The organism is Kitasatospora herbaricolor (assembly GCF_030813695.1).
GTDB lineage: Bacteria > Actinomycetota > Actinomycetes > Streptomycetales > Streptomycetaceae > Kitasatospora > Kitasatospora herbaricolor.
This window is the reverse complement of sequence record NZ_JAUSVA010000002.1, coordinates 7,193,914-7,211,730: the sequence shown is the minus strand read 5'-3', so window position 1 is coordinate 7,211,730 and position 17,817 is coordinate 7,193,914. Positions and strand designations below refer to the sequence as shown.

The 17,817-nt window shown below is 76.4% G+C and carries 15 protein-coding genes; 4 read left to right on the top strand and 11 right to left on the bottom strand.

All coding sequences use genetic code 11. The features are described 5' to 3' along the window. Positions 1–97: 97 nt before the first annotated feature. The 3 genes from J2S46_RS31320 to J2S46_RS41105 all read right to left on the bottom strand — a co-directional run bounded on the left by J2S46_RS31320 (position 98) and on the right by J2S46_RS41105 (position 3,673). Positions 98–895 carry an SGNH/GDSL hydrolase family protein gene (locus tag J2S46_RS31320; RefSeq protein ID WP_191287905.1) on the bottom strand — a complete coding sequence of 266 codons (798 nt, stop codon included), beginning with the start codon at positions 893–895 and terminating at the stop codon, positions 98–100. Between the two features lie 417 nt (positions 896–1,312). Then, positions 1,313–1,921 carry an NUDIX hydrolase gene (locus J2S46_RS31315; protein ID WP_073922643.1) on the bottom strand — a complete coding sequence of 203 codons (609 nt, stop codon included), beginning with the start codon at positions 1,919–1,921 and terminating at the stop codon, positions 1,313–1,315. 393 nt (positions 1,922–2,314) lie between these two features. Then, positions 2,315–3,673 carry a DUF8829 domain-containing protein gene (locus J2S46_RS41105; RefSeq protein WP_503129177.1) on the bottom strand — a complete coding sequence of 453 codons (1,359 nt, stop codon included), beginning with the start codon at positions 3,671–3,673 and terminating at the stop codon, positions 2,315–2,317. Between the two features lie 238 nt (positions 3,674–3,911). Here J2S46_RS41105 and J2S46_RS31305 point away from each other — a divergent pair, with 238 nt between their 5' ends. Together J2S46_RS31305 and J2S46_RS31300 are read left to right on the top strand one after the other, a co-directional pair. Beyond that, positions 3,912–5,078, top strand: coding sequence for an exonuclease SbcCD subunit D (locus J2S46_RS31305; protein WP_191287903.1), 1,167 nt, complete (start codon positions 3,912–3,914; stop codon positions 5,076–5,078). A gap of 67 nt (positions 5,079–5,145) precedes the next feature. Beyond that, the gene (locus J2S46_RS31300; protein WP_191287902.1) at positions 5,146–8,241 is read left to right on the top strand and encodes an AAA family ATPase; all 3,096 of its coding nucleotides are present in this window, start codon (positions 5,146–5,148) and stop codon (positions 8,239–8,241) included. Between the two features lie 75 nt (positions 8,242–8,316). Here J2S46_RS31300 and J2S46_RS31295 read toward each other — a convergent pair whose 3' ends face one another. The 5 genes from J2S46_RS31295 to J2S46_RS31275 all read right to left on the bottom strand — a co-directional run bounded on the left by J2S46_RS31295 (position 8,317) and on the right by J2S46_RS31275 (position 12,449). After that, positions 8,317–8,949: a response regulator gene (locus J2S46_RS31295; protein ID WP_191287901.1), complete on the bottom strand. Its 633-nt coding sequence runs from the start codon at positions 8,947–8,949 to the stop codon at positions 8,317–8,319. Continuing rightward, a complete protein-coding gene (locus tag J2S46_RS31290; RefSeq protein WP_191287900.1) occupies positions 8,942–10,234 on the bottom strand; it encodes a sensor histidine kinase in 1,293 nt (430 codons plus the stop codon). Before J2S46_RS31290 ends, J2S46_RS31295 begins: the two co-directional genes overlap by 8 nt. Positions 10,235–10,254: 20 nt before the next feature. Next, positions 10,255–11,127 (bottom strand): ABC transporter permease, encoded by an 873-nt coding sequence (locus tag J2S46_RS31285; RefSeq protein WP_191287899.1) that lies wholly within the window; start codon positions 11,125–11,127, stop codon positions 10,255–10,257. 1 nt (position 11,128) lies between these two features. Beyond that, positions 11,129–12,031 (bottom strand): ABC transporter ATP-binding protein, encoded by a 903-nt coding sequence (locus J2S46_RS31280; RefSeq protein WP_191287898.1) that lies wholly within the window; start codon positions 12,029–12,031, stop codon positions 11,129–11,131. Positions 12,032–12,245: 214 nt separating this feature from the next. Then, the gene (locus J2S46_RS31275; protein ID WP_073922650.1) at positions 12,246–12,449 is read right to left on the bottom strand and encodes a hypothetical protein; all 204 of its coding nucleotides are present in this window, start codon (positions 12,447–12,449) and stop codon (positions 12,246–12,248) included. Between the two features lie 140 nt (positions 12,450–12,589). Between J2S46_RS31275 and J2S46_RS31270 the strand changes: the two genes are divergently transcribed. Then, positions 12,590–13,144 (top strand): DUF1990 domain-containing protein, encoded by a 555-nt coding sequence (locus tag J2S46_RS31270; protein WP_191287897.1) that lies wholly within the window; start codon positions 12,590–12,592, stop codon positions 13,142–13,144. Positions 13,145–13,196: 52 nt separating this feature from the next. Here J2S46_RS31270 and J2S46_RS31265 read toward each other — a convergent pair whose 3' ends face one another. Both J2S46_RS31265 and J2S46_RS31260 read right to left on the bottom strand, forming a co-directional pair. Next, positions 13,197–13,619 (bottom strand): YjbQ family protein, encoded by a 423-nt coding sequence (locus J2S46_RS31265; protein ID WP_073922652.1) that lies wholly within the window; start codon positions 13,617–13,619, stop codon positions 13,197–13,199. 191 nt (positions 13,620–13,810) lie between these two features. Then, positions 13,811–14,077 (bottom strand): hypothetical protein, encoded by a 267-nt coding sequence (locus J2S46_RS31260; RefSeq protein WP_073922653.1) that lies wholly within the window; start codon positions 14,075–14,077, stop codon positions 13,811–13,813. A gap of 862 nt (positions 14,078–14,939) precedes the next feature. Between J2S46_RS31260 and J2S46_RS31255 the strand changes: the two genes are divergently transcribed. Beyond that, complete coding sequence (locus tag J2S46_RS31255) at positions 14,940–17,135, top strand: bifunctional glycosyltransferase/CDP-glycerol:glycerophosphate glycerophosphotransferase (protein WP_191287896.1); 2,196 nt, start codon at positions 14,940–14,942, stop codon at positions 17,133–17,135. A 169-nt stretch (positions 17,136–17,304) separates the two neighbouring features. On the opposite strand, the gene J2S46_RS31250 is transcribed toward J2S46_RS31255, so the two are convergent. Beyond that, positions 17,305–17,517 (bottom strand): EF-hand domain-containing protein, encoded by a 213-nt coding sequence (locus J2S46_RS31250; protein WP_073922655.1) that lies wholly within the window; start codon positions 17,515–17,517, stop codon positions 17,305–17,307. Positions 17,518–17,817 lie beyond the last annotated feature (300 nt).

The window sequence follows — 17,817 nt, the reverse complement described above, 5'->3', positions numbered from 1 at the left end:
CTGGGAGGGACCGCCGACGGGGGCCGGGGCGTGTCCCGGGTGGTTCGGCCGCCGGCCGGATCACCGGCGCGGCAGTACTTCTGACGGGCCGCTCCGGTCAGGCAGCCGCGGAGAACACCGGGAGGTAGCCCCCGGACTGTCCGGCCGCCTTCGGGTGGTAGCTCTCGTCGACCGGGAGCACCGTGCTGTTCAGCCACACCGTGCCGCTCGCGCAGATCTCGTGGCCGGTGAACGCGCTCCGCACGTCGGCGTAGCTGAAGCCGGCGTTCGCCGCCCGCTTGGCGGTCACGTCGGCCAGGGTGTCCGCCGCGCCGTTGATCGCGGCCCGCTTGGTGTCCCCGATCCCGAAGATGCAGCTGCCGCCGATCTTGTAGAGGTGCGGGTAGCCGAGCACGACCACGTGCGCGTTGGGCGCCTTGGCGTGGATCTGGGCGTAGACGTTGTCGAGCTGGGCCGGCAGCGTGTTGGTCGCGTAGCTCTTGGCGGCGGCCACCGCGTTCAGGCAGGCCGTCTCGGAGTCGAGCACGCAGGTCTGCATGGTGCTCGCGAAGCCCGCATCGTTGCCGCCGATGCTGATGCTGACCAGCGTGGTGTTCGCGTCCAGGACGGACAGCTGGTTGTTCAGGACATCACCGGTTCTCGCACCCGAACAGGCGACGAAGGCGAAGGCCGAGGGCGCGTGGGCGTTCTTCCAGAGGTAGGGGTACGAGTTGGTGCTGCGCTTGCAGCTGCCGCTCTCGCTCGTGTAGCTGCCGGCCCCCACACCGGCGGAGTAGGAGTCACCGAGGGCGGCGTAGCGCACCCCCGCGGCACTGGCGGGCGAGGCGACGAAAAGGCTGGCCAGGGTGAGGAGAACCGCCATTGTGGCGACGGACATTGCACGAGCGGGGCGCATGGCACCTCCACGTGAGTGACAAGGGTCACAGTTGTGATACCAGGCGGTAGCGTGTAGAGGAAGCGCTCATGCCAAAGATATTGACGGACCGTCTTACGACGAACCGGTGAACCGGGCCCCTCCACAAGGGAACTGACCTGCTCAGGGCCGCCGTCAGCGGCGCGCCCGCCCTCGGCGCGTCGGCACGGGCCCGCACCGCGCACCGCCGGGGACGCGAACTGCCGTCCGTGGCCCGGACGGACGAACGGCGACGAGCGGGGGCGACCGGCGACGAGCGGGGGCGACCGGGGACGGGGAAGGGGCCGAGGGCTCCGGGCCGGCTCGGACTCGGGCTCGGGCCACCCGCTCGGACCGATCGAGCGCCGGTCGAGCACCGATCGGACGTCAACCGGCCCGGCGGCGGTCCACCGGCGCGACTCAGCCCCCGTGGGGGAAGACCGGTCCGCCGAGGACCGGCAGCTCCTCGATGGCCTCGTTGGCGGCCTCGGGGACACCGAGGCGCGCGACGGCCGTGGCCACCGCGGCACGCGCCTGGCGCAGACCGGCCGGGCCCCAGCCGAGCAGTTCGACCGCGAGGCCCGGCGCGACCAGCAGCCGGCGGTAGTGCCGGCCCGAGGCCGGGTCGGGGACGGTCGGCCCGACGGCGCGCAGCGCCGCCGCCATCCGGACCCGTGCGCATTCGTGCCCGCCGTTCGCGGATCCGACCCGGTCGTAGAGGTAGCCGAGGTAGTGCGGCGGCCCGATCACGGCCTGCGCCTCCTCGCCCGCCTCGCGGGCCAGCGCGGCCCCCGGGTCACCGTCGTCCTCGGGCTCCAGCGAGCCACCGGGCAGGCTGACGATGCCGTCCCGGGGGTTCACCAGCGTCAGCACCCGGCCGTCCGGCGCGAACAGCCAGCCCCAGGACTGCTTGACGGTCAGCCCCGGCGGCACCGGCTCGCCCGGCCGCCAGGGCCAGCCGGCGGGGGGCCGGCGCCGTACCCGGCCGAGCAGGTCGGCGATCTCCACGCTGTACTCGATGCGGCCCATTCGTCCCCCCTCCGGTGCCGGGGCCCGCCGGGTCCGCGGCCGTCCGCGGTCCCGGTGTGCTGCACGGGCCTGCGGAGCGGGCGGGACGGGGCCGCCGCGCGCTCCGACTGTTGATCTTCCACGAATCTTCCCCGAACAGGCGGTCGATGAACAGCCCCCGGCTCCCGCGTGGCGTACACGCCACTCCACTGCCCGGCCACCCGGGCGCCGCGTCCGGGACACCTGGGCGACCGTACGCACCGGGCGACGGCCGCCCGGAGCCTCCGGGCCCGCGCCCGGCGCAGGCGCGGGGGCAGGCCGGGGCCCCGGGACGGCCGACGACGGACGCCCCGGGTCCGGCCGGGCGGCGGCCTGCCCCGGCCGCCGGCTGCCGGCTCCGCTCGTGTCCCGTGCTCAGACCCCGGCCCCACCCGCCTCTCCGCGCCCACCCGCACCCGGGCGGGACGGCTCGCAGGCCACCGGCCGGCCGGGCAGGGCGAAGCCGGGCCGGGCGGCCACGCCCTGCGGCAGCCCGACCCCTCGGGCGGCGTCCTCCGCCAGCGCGGCGAACACCTCGGGCACCGTCATCGGCCGGAGCCGCCCCGCCGCCAGCCGCCACCCGCGGACCAGGGGCGGCCGGCCCGCCGCCGGGACGCTGTGCAGCAGCAGCTCCCCCGCGCCGTCGGCGGCGATGCCGGCCGCCAGCGTCACGCAGAACGCCTCGGCCTCCCGCCCGCCGGCGAAGAGCCGCCCGTCCTCGGCACAGACCTCGGCCGCCGCCGTCAGCTCCTCGCCGTCCTCCGGCCCGTGCGTGCGCAGGGTCAGCAGGTGGCAGCCCTCGCCGGCGCCGGCAGCCAGCGCCAGGTACAGCTCGGAGACGTGGCCCAGCACCGCCGTCAGCCTCGGCTCCGGCCGCTCGTCCTCCTCCAGCGCGGCCAGCAGCGCCGAGCAGGCGATCGAGATCCGGATCCGGGCCCGGTGGTCCTCGACCAGGGCCGGGAGCAGCTCGCCGAGGCGCTCGCCCGCGTACACGAAGGGCTCCCCCGCCAGCTCCGGGTCGGCGGCGTAGGCGACCCGGGCCGCCGGCTCCTCCGGGCCGAGGCCGAACTCCTCGCAGAAGTCCTCGAAGTCCGCCGGCTCCAGGACCCTCAGATGCACCTCCAGGCCCTGGCCGCGGAGCGCCCGCAGCTGGCTCTCGGTCCGCCGCAGGTACGCCTCGAAGGTGCCAGGGCCGAACATGCCGTACCGGCTGAGGCAGGCGAAGTCGGCGGCGTCGGCGGCCACCGCCAGGGCGACCGGCTGCGGCGGCGGACCCCCGCGCGGGCCGCCCCGGCCACGCGGGCGGGTGCCGGGGCCGCCCCCGTGACCGGATCCGGGACCGGCCGGCCGGCGACCCGTCCCCCCGCGGGCGGCCCCGGGGTACCCGGCGGGCCAGGCGCCCGTCGGAACCCCGGGCCGGTCCGGCTGCCCGCCGCGGTCCGCGGGGCGACCGGGGCCCCGGTCGGCGAGGCCCGGACCGTGTCGTCGGTCACGGCGCTCCCGCCCGTCCCGCCGGGCCCGCCCGCCCCGGGGCGCCGCGGGCGGGCGGCCGCCCCCCGGGGCGTTCCCGCCCCCGGGGTAGTGACGGGTCTCGGGGTCGTGACGGGTCTCGGAGTCGTGGGGGTCCGCGAGGCGGCGGCGGTTCCCGGGGGCGGGGAGCCGTTCCTCGGGCCCCTGGCAGGCGGACTGCCGGCGGTGGTCGGGTTGCGGGCGGTACCGGACGGGCTTGGACATGGCCCTCCCTCTGTCCTCGGGTCCACCCGGGCGGCACGCCCGGGCATGCCGCCGGAACGGGCGCGGCACGGTCGCCGGACGGCCCGGAAGGCCCGGGTGCCCGGCAGCCCAGAACATACACAGCGTCACTGACAATCCACCGAGAGCGACCACGGGCAGGGTCCGGCGGGGCCGGCGGGCGGGAGGCCGCGCCCGTTCCGCCCCGAGTTGTCGGTGCCTGCCGTTAAGGTCGTGGACCATGCGACTGCTGCATACCTCCGACTGGCACCTCGGGCGCTCCTTCCACCGGGAGAGCCTGCACGACGCCCAGCGCGCCTTCCTCGACCACCTGGTGGACGTGGTCCGGGAGGAGCGTGTCCAGGCCGTGCTGGTGGCCGGCGACGTGTACGACCGGGCGCTGCCCGGGCTGGAGGCGGTCGCCCTCTTCGACCAGGCCCTGCACCGCCTCGCCGGGCTCGGCGTGCCCACCGTCTTCATCAGCGGCAACCACGACTCGGCCCGGCGGCTCGGCGTCGGCGCCGGCCTGATCGACCGGGCCGGCATCCACCTGCGGACCGACCCGGCCGGCTGCGGCACGCCGGTCCTGCTGGCCGACGAGCACGGCCCGGTGGCCGTGTACGGGCTGCCGTACCTGGAGCCGGCACTGGTCCGCGAGAGCTTCGGGCTGGAGCGCGGGGGCCACGCGGCCGTCCTCGGCGCCGCGATGGAGCAGGTCCGGGCGGACCTGGCCGGCCGGCCGGCGGGCACCCGCGCGGTGGTGCTGGCGCACGCCTTCGTGACCGGCGGGGCGCCCAGCGACAGCGAGCGCGACATCGCCGTCGGCGGGGTGGCGAACGTCCCGCTGACGGTGTTCGACGGCGTGCACTACGCCGCCCTGGGCCACCTGCACGGCTGCCAGACCCTGGCCCCGCACGTGCGCTACAGCGGCTCCCCGCTCGCCTACTCGTTCTCCGAGGTGGACCACCGCAAGTCGATGTGGCTGGTGGACCTGGCGGCGGACGGCTCGGTGACCGCCGAGCGCGCGTACACGCCCGTCCCCCGGGAGCTGGCCTGCCTGCGCGGGCGGCTGGAGGACCTGCTGGCCGACCCGCGCCACACCAGGCACGAGCAGTCCTGGGTGCAGGTCACGCTGACCGATCCGGGCCGCCCGGCCGAGCCGATGGAGCGGCTGCGCCGACGCTTCCCGCACACCCTCCAGCTGCTCTTCGACCCGGACGAGACCGGGACGGGCCCGGCTCGGTCCTACGCCTCCCGGGTCCGGGGGCGCACCGACCTGGAGATCGCCGAGGGCTTCGTGCGGCACGTCCGGCCCGGCACCGAACCGGACGACACCGAGCTGCGCTGGCTGCGCGAGGGCTTCGAGAGCACCCGCGAGAGCGCCGACCGGCGGGCGGACCAGCCGTGACCGCACCCGCCGGCCTTCCCCCGGCGCACCGGTCGCCCGCACCCCACCGCCGGCAGGAGCCGCCCCGATGAGACTGCACCAGCTGACGGTCACCGCCTTCGGCCCGTTCGCCGGCACCGAGCGGGTCGACTTCGACGCGCTCTCCTCCGGCGGCCTGTTCCTGCTGCGCGGCGCCACCGGCGCGGGCAAGAGCAGCGTGCTGGACGCGGTCTGCTTCGCGCTCTACGGCGAGGTGCCGGGGGCCCGCACCGCCAATCGGCTGCGCAGCGACCACGCCGACCCGAACCGGCTCACCGAGGTACGGCTGGAGCTGACCCTCGGCGGCCGCCGGCTGGAGATCGTCCGGCTGCCGGAGCAGCTGCGCCCGAAGAAGACCAAGGCCGGCGGACTGACCAAGGAGCGGGCCCAGACCCTGCTGCGGGAGTGGGTGGCCGACACGGGTGACGGCACTCCCGGCTGGCGGGCCGGCAGCAAGTCGCACCAGGAGACCGGGGAGGAGATCCACCGCCTGGTCGGGATGAGCCGCGAGCAGTTCTGCCAGGTGGTCCTGCTGCCGCAGGGCGACTTCGCCCGCTTCCTGCGGGCGGACGCCGCCCAGCGCGCCGAGCTGCTCGGCCGGCTGTTCGACACCCGTCGGTTCGGGCAGGTCGAGAGCTGGCTGGCGGACCGGCGGCGGGCCCAGGAGGCCGCCGTGCAGGCCGGCCGGCGCGGGCTGCGCGACCTCGTCAGCAAGGCCGAGCAGGCGGCCGGCCCGGCGGCCGAGCCCGCCGCCGACTGGGTGCCCGCCGAGGACGAAGCACCGGGCACCTCGGCGGATCTCACCGCCGGCGTGCTCGCCTGGGCGGCGATCCTGCGCAGCGGGGCCGCCGAGCAGCTCGCCGTGGCCGAGAGCGCGCTGGCCGGCGCCCGGGAGCGGCACCAGGAGGCGCAGCACCGGCAGGCCGCGGCGGGCGAGCTGGCGGAGCACCAGCGGCGCCACCGCGAGGCCGTGCTGCAGGCCGCCCGGCTGACCGAGCAGGAGGCCGCGCTGGCGGGCGAACGCGACCGGCTGGCGGCGGCGCAGGCCGCCGTCGGTGTGGAGGCCGTGCTGCGGCTGCGGGACGCGGCCGTGCGGGCGTACGAGGACGCCCGGCGCGAGGAGCACCGCCATCGCGAGAACCTGGGCCGCTTCCCGGCCGGGCAGGGCCGCGGCGACCGGGACGACCCGGCCGGGGTGCCGGACTCCGGCCCGTTGCTGGCCCGGGCCGAGACCGAGGAGCTGGCCCACGCCGAACTGCGGCTGCGCGCCGAGGTGGTGCGGCTGGAGGCCGCCGGGGTCCAGGAGCGGCGCTGCGCCGAGCTGGTCCGGGAGGAGACGGCGCTGGAGGACGAGCGGCGCCGCGCCGAGGAGCTGGCCGAGGACGCGGCCGAGTGGCTGGCCGGGTTCGAGGGCAGGTTCGCCGCCCTCCAGGAGGAGCAGTCCGCGGCCCGGGCCGCCGCGGCCGAGGTCGAGCAGGTGGACGCCCGCCGGGCGGAGGTCACCGGCCGGCTCGCCGCCGCCCGCCGCCGGGACGGGCTGCGCGAGGAGATCGGCCGGGCCGAGGAACAGCGGCTGGACCTGCACGGCCGCTTCCTGGACGCCCGCGAGCACGGCCAGGACGTCCGGGAGCGCCGGCTGGCCGGCATGGCGGCCGAGCTGGCCGCCCAGCTGCGGGCCGGCGAGGCCTGCCGGGTCTGCGGTTCGCCCGGGCACCCGGCGCCGGCCCGGCCGGCCGGCGGCCAGGTCCGGCCGGAGGACGAGGAGCGGGCCAGGGCCGCGCAGGCCGAGGCCGAGCGGCGACTGGCCGTCGCCGACCAGTCCCTCACCGCCCTGCGGGTGCAGGAGGCGGCTGCGGCCGGCGCCGCGGGCGAGGAGAGCGCGGCGGAACTGGACGGCGCGCTGGCCGCGCTGGCCGAGGAGCACCGCGTCGCCCTGCGCGCGGCCGACGCGCTCGGGGCGGTGACCGGACGGATCGAGGGGCTCACCCGACAGCAGGCGGAGCAGGCGTCCCGGCTGCGCGAGGCCGGCGAGCGGAGCGCCGTCCGGACGGCCCGGCTGGAGGCCGTGCGCACCGAGCGGCAGGAGCTGGCGCGGCAGGTGGCGGCCGCCCGTGGCGAGGCCGCTTCGGTGGCCGAGCGGGCCGCCGCGCTGGCCGGCCTGGCCCGGTCGGTGTCCGCGCTGCTGGCCGCCGCGCGCACCGGCGCCCAGGCCGCCGCCCGGTTGAAGGAGGCGGAGGAGGAGCTGGCCGGGGCGGCCGCCGCGGCCGGTTTCCCGAGCGCCCGGGAGGCCGCCGCGGTGCTGCTGCCGGCCGCCGAGCGCGCCGCGCTGCAGCAGCGGCTGGAGCGGCACCACAGCGAACTGTCGGCGGCTCAGCGGCTGCTCGCAGCGCCGGAGCTGGTGGCGGCGGCCGCCCTCCCGCCGGCCGATCCGGCGGGTGCCCGGGCGGCGGCGCAGGCGGCCACCGACCGGCTGGCGCGGGCCACCGCGGCGCAGCACGCAGCCCGCGAGCGCTGCGCGGACCTGGCCCGGATCGGGCGGCGGCTGGCCGAACTGGCCGCCTCGCTGGCCCCGGTGCTGGACGGCTACGCCCGGATCAGCCGGCTGGCCGCGCTGGCCGCCGGCACCTCCGGCGAGAACCGGCTGCGGATGCGGCTGGAGTCGTACGTCCTGGCGGCCCGGCTGGAGCAGGTGGCGGCGGCTGCTAGCGACCGGCTGGTCCGGATGTCGGGCGGGCGGTACACGCTGGTGCACAGCGACGACCGGACGTCCGGCGGCAAGCGCTCCGGCCTGTCGCTGCGGGTGGTGGACGCCTGGACGGGCACCGAGCGCGACACCGCGACGCTCTCCGGCGGCGAGAGCTTCTTCGCCTCGCTCGCGCTGGCCCTCGGTCTGGCCGACGTGGTGACGGACGAGGCCGGCGGGATGCCGCTGGACACCCTCTTCATCGACGAGGGCTTCGGCACGCTGGACGAGCAGGCGCTGGAGGAGGTGATGGACGTGCTGGACGGTCTGCGCGAACGCGACCGCGCGGTCGGCATCGTCAGCCATGTCGCCGATCTGCGCGCCCGGATCCCGGCCCAGCTGCTGGTCCGGAAGAACCGGCACGGCTCGACGCTGTCCCTGGTGGGCCGGGAGGACGCCTGAGGCCCGGGACGCCGGGCCGGTCCCTGAACACCGGGACGCCCGGCCGGTCCTGAACGCCGGCCGCCCGGCCGGGGTTCAGCCGAGGATCCCCCGGTCGTACCCGACGGCGACCGCCGCCGCCCGGTCACCGACGCCCAACTTGCCGTAGATGTGGGTCAGATGGGTCTTGACGGTGGCCTCGCTGATGAACAGCACCCCGGCGATCGCACGGTTCGAGGTGCCCTTGGCGACCAGCCGCAGCACCTCGCGCTCGCGGCTGCTCAGCGCGTCGTTGCCGGGCGACCTGACCCGCGAGACCAGCCGCGAGGCGATGGCCGGCGACAGCACCGTCCGCCCCTCGGCCGCCGCCCGGACGGCGCCGAACAGCTCGTCCCGTGGCGCGTCCTTGAGCAGGTAGCCGGTGGCACCGGCCTCGATCGCCGGGAGGGTGTCGGTGTCGGTGTCGTAGGTGGTCAGCACCAGCACCTTGGCACGCGCCCCACGGCGGGTCAGTTCGGCGATGGCCCGGACGCCGGAGCCGCCGGGCATCCGAAGGTCCATCAGGATCACGTCGGGGTCCAGCTGTCCGGCGAGCAGCACCGCCTCGACACCGTCGGCGGCCTCGCCCAGCACCTGGAAGCCGGCGGCCGCGGCGAACATGCCGCGCAGTCCGTCCCGGACCACGGGGTGGTCGTCGACGATCAGCAGGGTGATGGTGTGTTCAGCCATGGCGCACCAAGGGTACGCGGGCACAGACCGCCGTCCCGCCGCCGGGCTCCGACTCGATGTCGACGGTACCGGCGATCCGTTCGGCCCGGGCCCGCATGCCACGCAGGCCGAAGCCGCCGGCCCGGGGCACGCCGGCCGGCCCGGGGTCGGGCGGTGCGAACGGGTCGAACCCGCAGCCGTCGTCCCGTACGTCGAGGGTCACCTCGTCGTCCATGTAGGAGAGGGTGACGCCGACCCGCCCGGCCCGGGCGTGCCGGGCCGCGTTGGCCAGCGCCTCCTGCGCGATCCGCAGCAGGGTGGCCTCGACCTCCCGGTGCAGCGGCTCGGGCCGGCCGGTGACGGTGAAGGTGGCGGGCACCTCGGTGCTGCCCGCCCAGGCGTCGGTGATCCCGGCCAGCGCCTGCGGCAGGGTGCCCAGTTCCAGCGGCCCCGGCGCGAGGTCGTGCACCGAGCGCCGGGCCTCGCCGAGACTCTCCCGGGCGAGCGCGGCGGCCCGCTCGGCATGGGCGCGGGCGGCCGTCGGGTCGGCGCTGTCGGCGGCGGCCTGGAGCTGGGTGACGATGCCCGCCAGGCCCTGCGCGATGGTGTCGTGGATCTCGGCGGCCAGCCGCCGGCGCTCGTCGGCGACACCTGCCTCCCGGGCCTGGACGAGGAGTTGGGCGTGCAGGCCGGCGTTCTCGGCGAGCGCCTGCTCCAGCCGGGCATTGGCCCGCTCCAGCGCCGTGATGGCGGCCGCCTGGGCCTCGGCGCTGTCCTTCTCCCGGGCGGCCAGCCGGCCGAAGACCAGCACCAGCGAGGAGTTGAGCGCGAACAGCGCGCCGAAGGCGATCCAGTTCTCCGCCGTGGCGGGCGGCAGGCCGCCGGACTGCGAGCCGGCCATGGTCACGGCGGTGGCGAGTTCACCGAGCCGGGCGGCCCGGCGCGGCAGCAGCCGGGCCGCGTCGAAGTAGCCGAGCACGGCGTAGACGGCGAAGAAGGGGTTCAGCCAGGTGAGGGCGAAGGCGAGCAGCAACCGGACGGCGTAGTGGAGGCGCCCGGCCGGGGCGAGGGCCGGCCGCCCCGCGGCGGTGCGGCCCCACCACACCTCCAGGGTGAGGGCGGCGGCGACCAGCACCCCGGCGGCGAGGCCTTCCTCACGGGTCATCAGCACCGGGCCGGTGGCGACGGCGAGCACGACCGCGGTGCCCAGCAGGGCGTACGGCCCCCGCCGGAAGAACCGGTTCCACCCCTGCTCCACCGCCGCCGTTCCGGCGCCCCCGAGCCCGACCCCGACCCCGACAGCCATCCGCCCGCCTCTCCCCCGTGCTAGGCCCACCGGAACCAGCGGGCCGCGGTGCCGGTCAGCACCACCGCCCAGAGTGCCATGACGCCCAGGTGCGACCAGCTCGGCCAGTCACCGGCGGCCGCCTGCCCCAGCGCCCGGGCCCCTGCCCCGAAGGGCGTCCAGGAGACGATGCCCCGCAGCAGGGGCGGCATCGCCTGGACCGGGATCCAGACCCCGGCGCCGAACATCATCGGGAAGGTCACCGCCCCGGCCGCCGCGCTCGCGGCCTTGGTGTTCCGGACGAGGGCGGCCACGCCCGCGCCGGCCCCGAGCGCGGCGAGGGCGGCGAGGAGCAGCGCCAGCAGGTACCCGGGGGCCTGCCGCGGGAGGGCGACGCCGAAGGCGAGCCGGCCCACGGTGAGCGAGAGCGCCGCCGAGCCCAGCGCGGCGGCGCCGTGCAGCAGGATCTGCGCGGCCAGCAGCGCCCCCGGCCGCACCGGCGTGGTCGACATCCGGCGCAGGATGCCGCGCTCCCGGTAGCCGGCCAGCACGGGCGGCATCGCCTGCAGCCCGGACAGGATCAGCGCGAGCAGCACGGCCACCGGCACGTACAGGTCGATCACCCGGCGGCCGCCGAGTTCGGCCTGCGGCTGCCGGAAGGCCGGGATCAGGCCGAGGATCGTCACCAGCAGGGCGGGGAACAGCACGATCCAGAAGAGGGCGAGCGGCTCGCGGCCGAACAGGCGGGCCTCGGCCCGCAGCACCGCCCGCCAGGCCGAGGCGGTGACCCGGCCGGCGGCGGGCCCGGGCCCGGCGGCACCGGCGGAAGTGACAGGTGCGGCAGGTGCGGCAGGGTGGGCGGACAAGGCGGGCGTGACAGGGGTGGCGGACGAGGCAGGGTGGGCGGCGGTCATCTCAGGCCTCCTGGGCGGTGAGGTCGAGGAAGGCGTCGTCGAGGGACGCGTCGGTGATCCGCAGGTGCCGGGCGGTGATCCCGTGCCGGGCCAGCAGCGAGACGGTCGCGTCCGCGGTCTCGTCACTGCCGGTGACGACCAGCCGGCCGTCCTGGTGCCCGACGGCGGTGAGCCCCGGCAGGTGGGCCAGCTCCTGCTCGTCCAGCGGGCGGGACGGGACGAAGGAGATCACGGTGGCCCCCGAGCTGCGCGCGATCAGGCCGGCCGGGGTGTCCAGCGCGACGACCCGGCCGGCGCCCAGCAGGGCGACCCGGTCGCAGAGGCGCTGGGCCTCGGCCATGAAGTGGGTGACGAGCAGGACGGTCATCCCGGAGGCCCTGACGTCCTCGATCAGTTCCCAGGTGTCGCGCCGGGCCCGCGGGTCCAGCCCGGTGGTGAGTTCGTCGAGCACCACGACCCTGGGGTTGCCGATCAGCGCGAGCGCGATGAACAGCCGCTGCCGCCGGCCGCCGGAGAGCTTGCCGAAGCGGGTGTCCAGGTGCGCGGTGAGGCCGAGCCGCTCGGCCAGCGGCCGCCAGTCGGCCGGGCGCGGGTAGCAGCCGCGGTAGAGCTCCAGTGCCTCCCGGACGGTCAGCGCGGACTGCAGCTCGCTCTCCTGCAGCTGGGCGCCGAGCAGTTCGGTGACCTGCCGGTGGTCGGCGACCGGGTCCAGCCCGGCCACCCGGACGGTGCCGGCGTCGGGCACGCGCAGCCCCTCGACGCACTCCACCGTCGTGGTCTTGCCCGCGCCGTTCGGTCCGAGGATGCCGAAGATCTCCCCCTCCTCGACCGTGAAGGAGATCCCGTCCACCACCGGCCGGCCGCCGTAGGCCTTGCGCAGCCCGTTCACCTCGATGATTGCCATGCACCGAGAATCCCGCCGCCGGGCGGGCCCCGGCATCGCCCGTCCCGCTCGATGCGGCATCAGCCGATCGGTTGACGGCTGGCTACGACCCGCCGCGGCCGCCGATCCGCTCGACAACTCGGCCGCTCGACGACTCGACGGCTCGACGACTCGACGGCTCGGTGACTCGGTGACTCGACGGCTCGGTGACGCACCGGCCCGGCCGGACGACCGCTCAGCCGGAGCAGGCGATCCGCTGGGCCTCCTGCCAGGCGCAGACCGGGCACAGGGTGGTGCCGGGCTGGTCGGCGGGCAGCTCGGTGGGCTCGCCGCACAGGACGCAGTCGGCCCGCGGGCCGGTCAGCGCCGGGTCGTGGGTCAACGCCCGGACGGTGTCGACCGGCGGTACCGCGCAGATCTGCTGGGTCTCGTCACTCATGCCGCCTTCCTACTCCGGCCGGTCGGCGCGGGGCAAGGCGGCACCGGCCGGCGTACCGCGATGCGGACGGGCGGCCGCGGGGGGCGGCCGGTGCCGAGGGCGCCGGTCAGCGGCCACCCGCCCGGGTCTAGCGTTGCCCCATGCCCGTCGACCTCCGCCGCCGCCTGCGGGCGGCCCGCGCCACCGCCCCCAGCTACCCGGAGGTCGGCGCGACCCGGCAGGCCGCGCTGCCGCCCGGCTACGCCCACCTGCGCCGCCGGGTGCACCTGGGCCACGGCCCCGAGGTGCTGGAGCGGGCCGGCCGGCACGTGCTCGGCTGGGGCAGCCAGCTCGGTACGGGCTTCGCGGTGTACCCGCCGGCCCCGGCCGAGCCCGGCGCCACCGTGCTGATCCGGCTCGGCCTGCCGGGCCTGCGGCTGCCCCGGCTGGTGATCCCCTGCCGGGTGGTCTGGACGGTCCGCGAGCCGGACCGGATCGGATTCGCGTACGGGACGCTGCCGGGCCACCCCGAGCGGGGCGAGGAGTCCTTCGTGGTCTCGCTGGACGAGCACGGCGAGGTGTGGTTCGAGGTGACCGCCTTCTCCCGGCTGAGCGCCTGGTACGCCCGGCTGGGCCGGCCGGTGGCGCTGCTGCTGCAGCACCTGGCGATCGAGCGCTACCTGGTGGCGGTGGCGGCCGCGGCGCGGGCCCGCTGACGCCCGCGCCGCCGGCCCGGGTCCCGCGCCCCGGCCGGGCCCGGGCGGGCGATCAGCCGAGGTAGGAGAGCCGGACGGTCCGCCGGGGGTTGTCGCGGTTGGTGTCGATCAGCACCACCGACTGCCAGATGCCGAGGGCGAGTTGGCCGCCGATCACGGGCAGGGTCGCGTGCGGGGCGACCAGTCCGGGCACCACGTGGTCGCGGCCGTGGCCGGCGCTGCCGTGCCGGTGGCGCCAGCGGTCGTCGGCCGGCAGCAGCTCGCGCAGGGTGGCCAGCAGGTCGTCGTCACTGCCGGCGCCGGTCTCCAGGACGGCGATGCCGGCCGTGGCGTGCGGCACGAACACGTTGAGCAGGCCGTCCCGCCCGGCCGCGTGCTCGTTCAGGAACACCGCGCAGTGCTCGGTGATGTCGAGGGCGACCTCGCGGTTGCCGGTGGTGACCTCGAAGGTCAGCGTGTGGAAGGTGTCCGCCATGGCGCCATCCTCACCCACCGCGGGCGCGCGACCCGCCGGACGGGCCGGTGCTCCGGAAACATTCACCGGCTGCCCGCCCGGGCGCCGGGCAGGGGACCGGCCGCGTACCCTCGCGGGGGCCGGCCTCCTCCGGGCACGCCAAAGACCCGACGGACCGATCGGTCCATCGGGTCGGTTCCGGTCGGCGCGGGCTAGCCGCGTCCGCCGAAGAGGCTCCGTCGCAGCCGACGCAGTGGCGCCAGCAGCGACACCCGCGCGGTGCGCCGCGGCGCGGTCGGGGTGCTGACACCGCGCGGTGTCAGCTCCCTTATCAGCCCGAGCGCCTCGGCGGCGTCTGCCACCGGGAGTGCGGGCGCGCCGAGCACGGTCAGGTGGTGGTCGATCCGACGGCCGGTCGCGCCGACACCGCACTGGATCGCCGGCACCCGGGGCCGAGTCCGCACTTGCATGTGTTCCATCAGTTTCCCACCCCTACGAGGCGCCAGGGCCGTGAGGCGAAGACTATCCGTGACAGACGGCCTTCGCGCAACCGTCCTGGTGTTCTGCCACCGTATCGTGCGACGACAACTGACGCCTCACCAGGGGCTGTCGCCCTGGTCACGACTGCGCATCGGTGGTGGTGCACGACCTGAACGCGGTCCCACCCGGCGCGAGGGCCCCGGCGCCCGGCCGGCGGCCCGTACGCCGGGCGCGCGACCCGCAGGTCCGGACCACCCGGCGGGGATCGTCCCAGGCCGGACGGGGCGCCGGGCGCGGGTCCGGGCGGGCGGGTGGGGGCCCGGCGGCGGCCGGGTCGGGGTGACCGCGGGTGACCGGCCGCTGGCAGCCGGTCTGTGTTTCGGACTATAGCTTCGGAAAGTGAACACATCAGGGGGATTGACGTGGCCGAAACCTACAAGCAATATCTCTATCGGCAGGGACGGTGAGAGATGCACCACCCTGACCGGTCGATTGGATTCGACAGGTGAAGGAACTTCCGACACCCGCAGTGAGTCACTGTCCGGCCGCCTCGACGCTGCGGCGGCCCGGCTCGGCGCGGTGTACGGATTGGTGGTCGGCCGCTGAGGGTCGGCCGGACCACCACCAGGCCGCTGGTGCCGCCCTCGCACGGGCGCGGCACCGGCGGCCGCTTTCGCACCGCCCCCCGGCCCCTCCCCCGGAACTCCTGGTCATCGCCCCGTACTGGGTAGAGTGTGCTCGCCGGGTGGCCGGCGACGGACCCGCCCGCACCTCCCCCCGGCCGTGTCCGACACGGCCCAGCAATCCCGGGCCCGGCCGGATCGCGCCGGGGCCCTCTCGCGGAGCGCGGAGCCAACGAGCGTGTCAGTCCTCCTCAGCATCGTGCTGCCAGTCCACGGCGTGGAGCGGTTCCTCCCGCGCTGCCTGGACTCGATCCTCGGCGGGCCCGACGACGGCAGCTTCGAGCTGATCGCCGTCGACGACCTGTCCCCCGACCGCTGCGGCGAGATCCTCGACGAGTACGCGGCCCTCGACCCCCGGCTGCGGGTGCTGCACCTGGCCGAGAACCAGGGGCTCGGCGGCGCGCGCGAGGCCGGCCTGGCCGAGGCGAGCGGCCGCTACGTCTGGTTCGTGGACAGCGACGACTGGCTCCCGGAGGGCTCGCTCGACGCCATCACCACCGAGCTGGAGCGGGAACTGGACCGGGAGGGCGAGGGCGCCGCGCCGGCCGACATCCTGCTCACCGGCTTCACCCACGTCTACCCGGACGACTCCACCGAGCCCAACCCCTGGCGCCACCTGCTCACCGACTCCCCCCTGGTCGCCGGCGGCACCCTGCGCGAGCACCCGGCGCTGCTGCGCGCGGTGATGTCGGTCTGGAACAAGGTCTTCCGCCGGGACTTCCTGCACGGCCTGGGCGTCGCCTTCGGCCGCGGCTTCTACGAGGACATCTCGGTCACCTACCCGGCGCTGGTCGCCGCCGGCCGGATGCGCTACCTCGACCGCTCCTGCTACTACTACCGGCGCGGCCGGCCCGGTGCGATCACCAGCACCGCCTCGCCCAGGCACGCGGACGCCTTCGCCCAGTACGACGCGATCTTCGCCTTCCTGGACCGCCACGGCCTCGACGCCGCCGACCCGCTGCGCACCCTGGTCTTCGAGCGGACCCTCAAGCAGGCGCTCACCGTCTACGACTCCCCCGGGCTGGTCCCGGTCGCGCTGCGCAAGGAGTTCTTCCGCCGGACGTCCGAGCACTTCGCCCGGCACCGCCCGGCCGGCTACCGCTTCCCCGGCGGGGCGAGCGGACTGCAGTACCGGCTCGCCGCCCGCGGCTCCCGGCTGGCGTACGACGAGCTGCGCCGCGGCGGCCGGCTGCCGCGCGAGCTGAAGCGCGGCGCCCGGGCGGTCGCCCCGGCGGTCAGGCGCGGGGTGCGCAGCGGTGCCCGCTTCACCGCGTACAACGCCTTCCGCCGGCTGCCGCTGGACGAGCACCTGGCGGTGTACGCGGCCTACTGGCACCGCGGGTACGGCTGCAACCCGGCCGCCATCTACGAGAAGGCCAAGGAGCTGGCGCCGCGGATCCGCGGCGTCTGGGTGGTGGAGAACCGGGCGCAGGCCGCCGGCCTGCCGGCCGGGGTGCCGTACGTGATCCTCAACACGCCCGCGTACCTGAAGGCGATGGCGACCGCCAAGTACTTCGTCAACAACGTCAACTTCCCGCACACGATGGTGAAGCGGCCGGGCACCGTGCACGTGCAGACCCAGCACGGCACGCCGCTCAAGATGATGGGCATGGACCTGCGGGACCACCCGGTGGCCGCCGGCGGGATGGACTTCGACCGGCTCCGTGAGGCGGTCTCGCGCTGGGACTACCTGGTCTCGCCCAACCCGCACACCAGCCGGCACTTCGCGCGGGCCTTCCCCGGCAGCTACGAGATGCTCGACACCGGGTACCCGCGCAACGACCGGCTGGCCAACACCACGCCCGCCGAGGTGGCGGCGATGCGCGAGCGCTTCGGCCTGCCCGAGGGGCGCACGGCCGTCCTGTACGCGCCCACGCACCGGGAGGGCCAGGGCTCGTTCCTGCCGCTGGACGTCGCCGAGCTGGCCCGGCGGCTGGGCCCCGAGTTCACGCTGCTGGTGCGGGCCCACTACTTCCTGGCCGGCGGGCCGGGCGACCTGGTGGCCGGCGAGGACGCGGCCGAGATCCGGGACGTCTCCAAGCACCCGGCCGTGGAGGACCTCTACCTGGCGGCGGACGTGCTGGTCACCGACTACTCGTCGATGATGTTCGACTTCGCGGTGCTGGACCGGCCGCTGGTCGTCTACGCGCCGGACTGGGAGGAGTACCAGGCCGTCCGCGGGGTGTACTTCGACCTCTTCGCCGAGCGGCCGGGCGCGGTGACCACGGACCTGGAGGGCCTCACCCGGGCGCTGCTCTCGGGCGACTCGGAGCCGGACTCCCGGGCGAGGTTCCGCGAGCGGTTCTGCCCGTGGGACGACGGCGGCGCGGCCGAGCGGGTGGTGCGCCGGGTGTTCCCGACCGACCCGTCCTGAGCCGTTCCCACGCGTCCTGACCCGTCCTGACCCGTCCTGACCCATCCTGGTCCGACCGCTCCGCCGCGGGCGGTACGGGGCACGGGCGGGAGGGACAGGACGCGGGCGGACGCCGTACGAACGCGAGGGCCGGCCCCGGTGGTCCCGGGGCCGGCCCTCGCGCGTGGGCTCAGCGCTGGCGCGAGGCCCAGAACTCCTCGAAGGAGAGCAGGCCGTCGCTGTTGCTGTCGGCCGCCTTGATCACGGACTCGGCGACCGCGATCGAGACGTGCGGGTCGCCGAGCTCCGCCATGACGCGGGAGTACTCGGCGGCCGAGATCAGGCCGTCGCCGTTGATGTCGAAACGCTCGAAGGCCTGGCGGGCCGCCTCGATGTCTGCCATGGGATGGATCCCCTCCTGTGGGTGGTGCTGACTGGCGTACAGTACCGGCCCGCCCCGCCGGGTCCGCCCCGCCCCCTCGGTCCGCCCGCCGGGCCCCCGTCCGGGTGAGGGGCCGGGCACGCGGCGGGGCGGGCCGCCGTCCCGGACGGTCCGGCCCGGGGCCCGCGGGGCCGGTGACCGGCGGCGCGACGCGACAGGCCGGGCGCCGGAGGGAGTGGACGGGTCACGGGGTGCATGTCGTACCCTGCGATCTGATCTCGGCCCGCCGACGAGCCGATACTCCGCACGCTCACCCCCGGG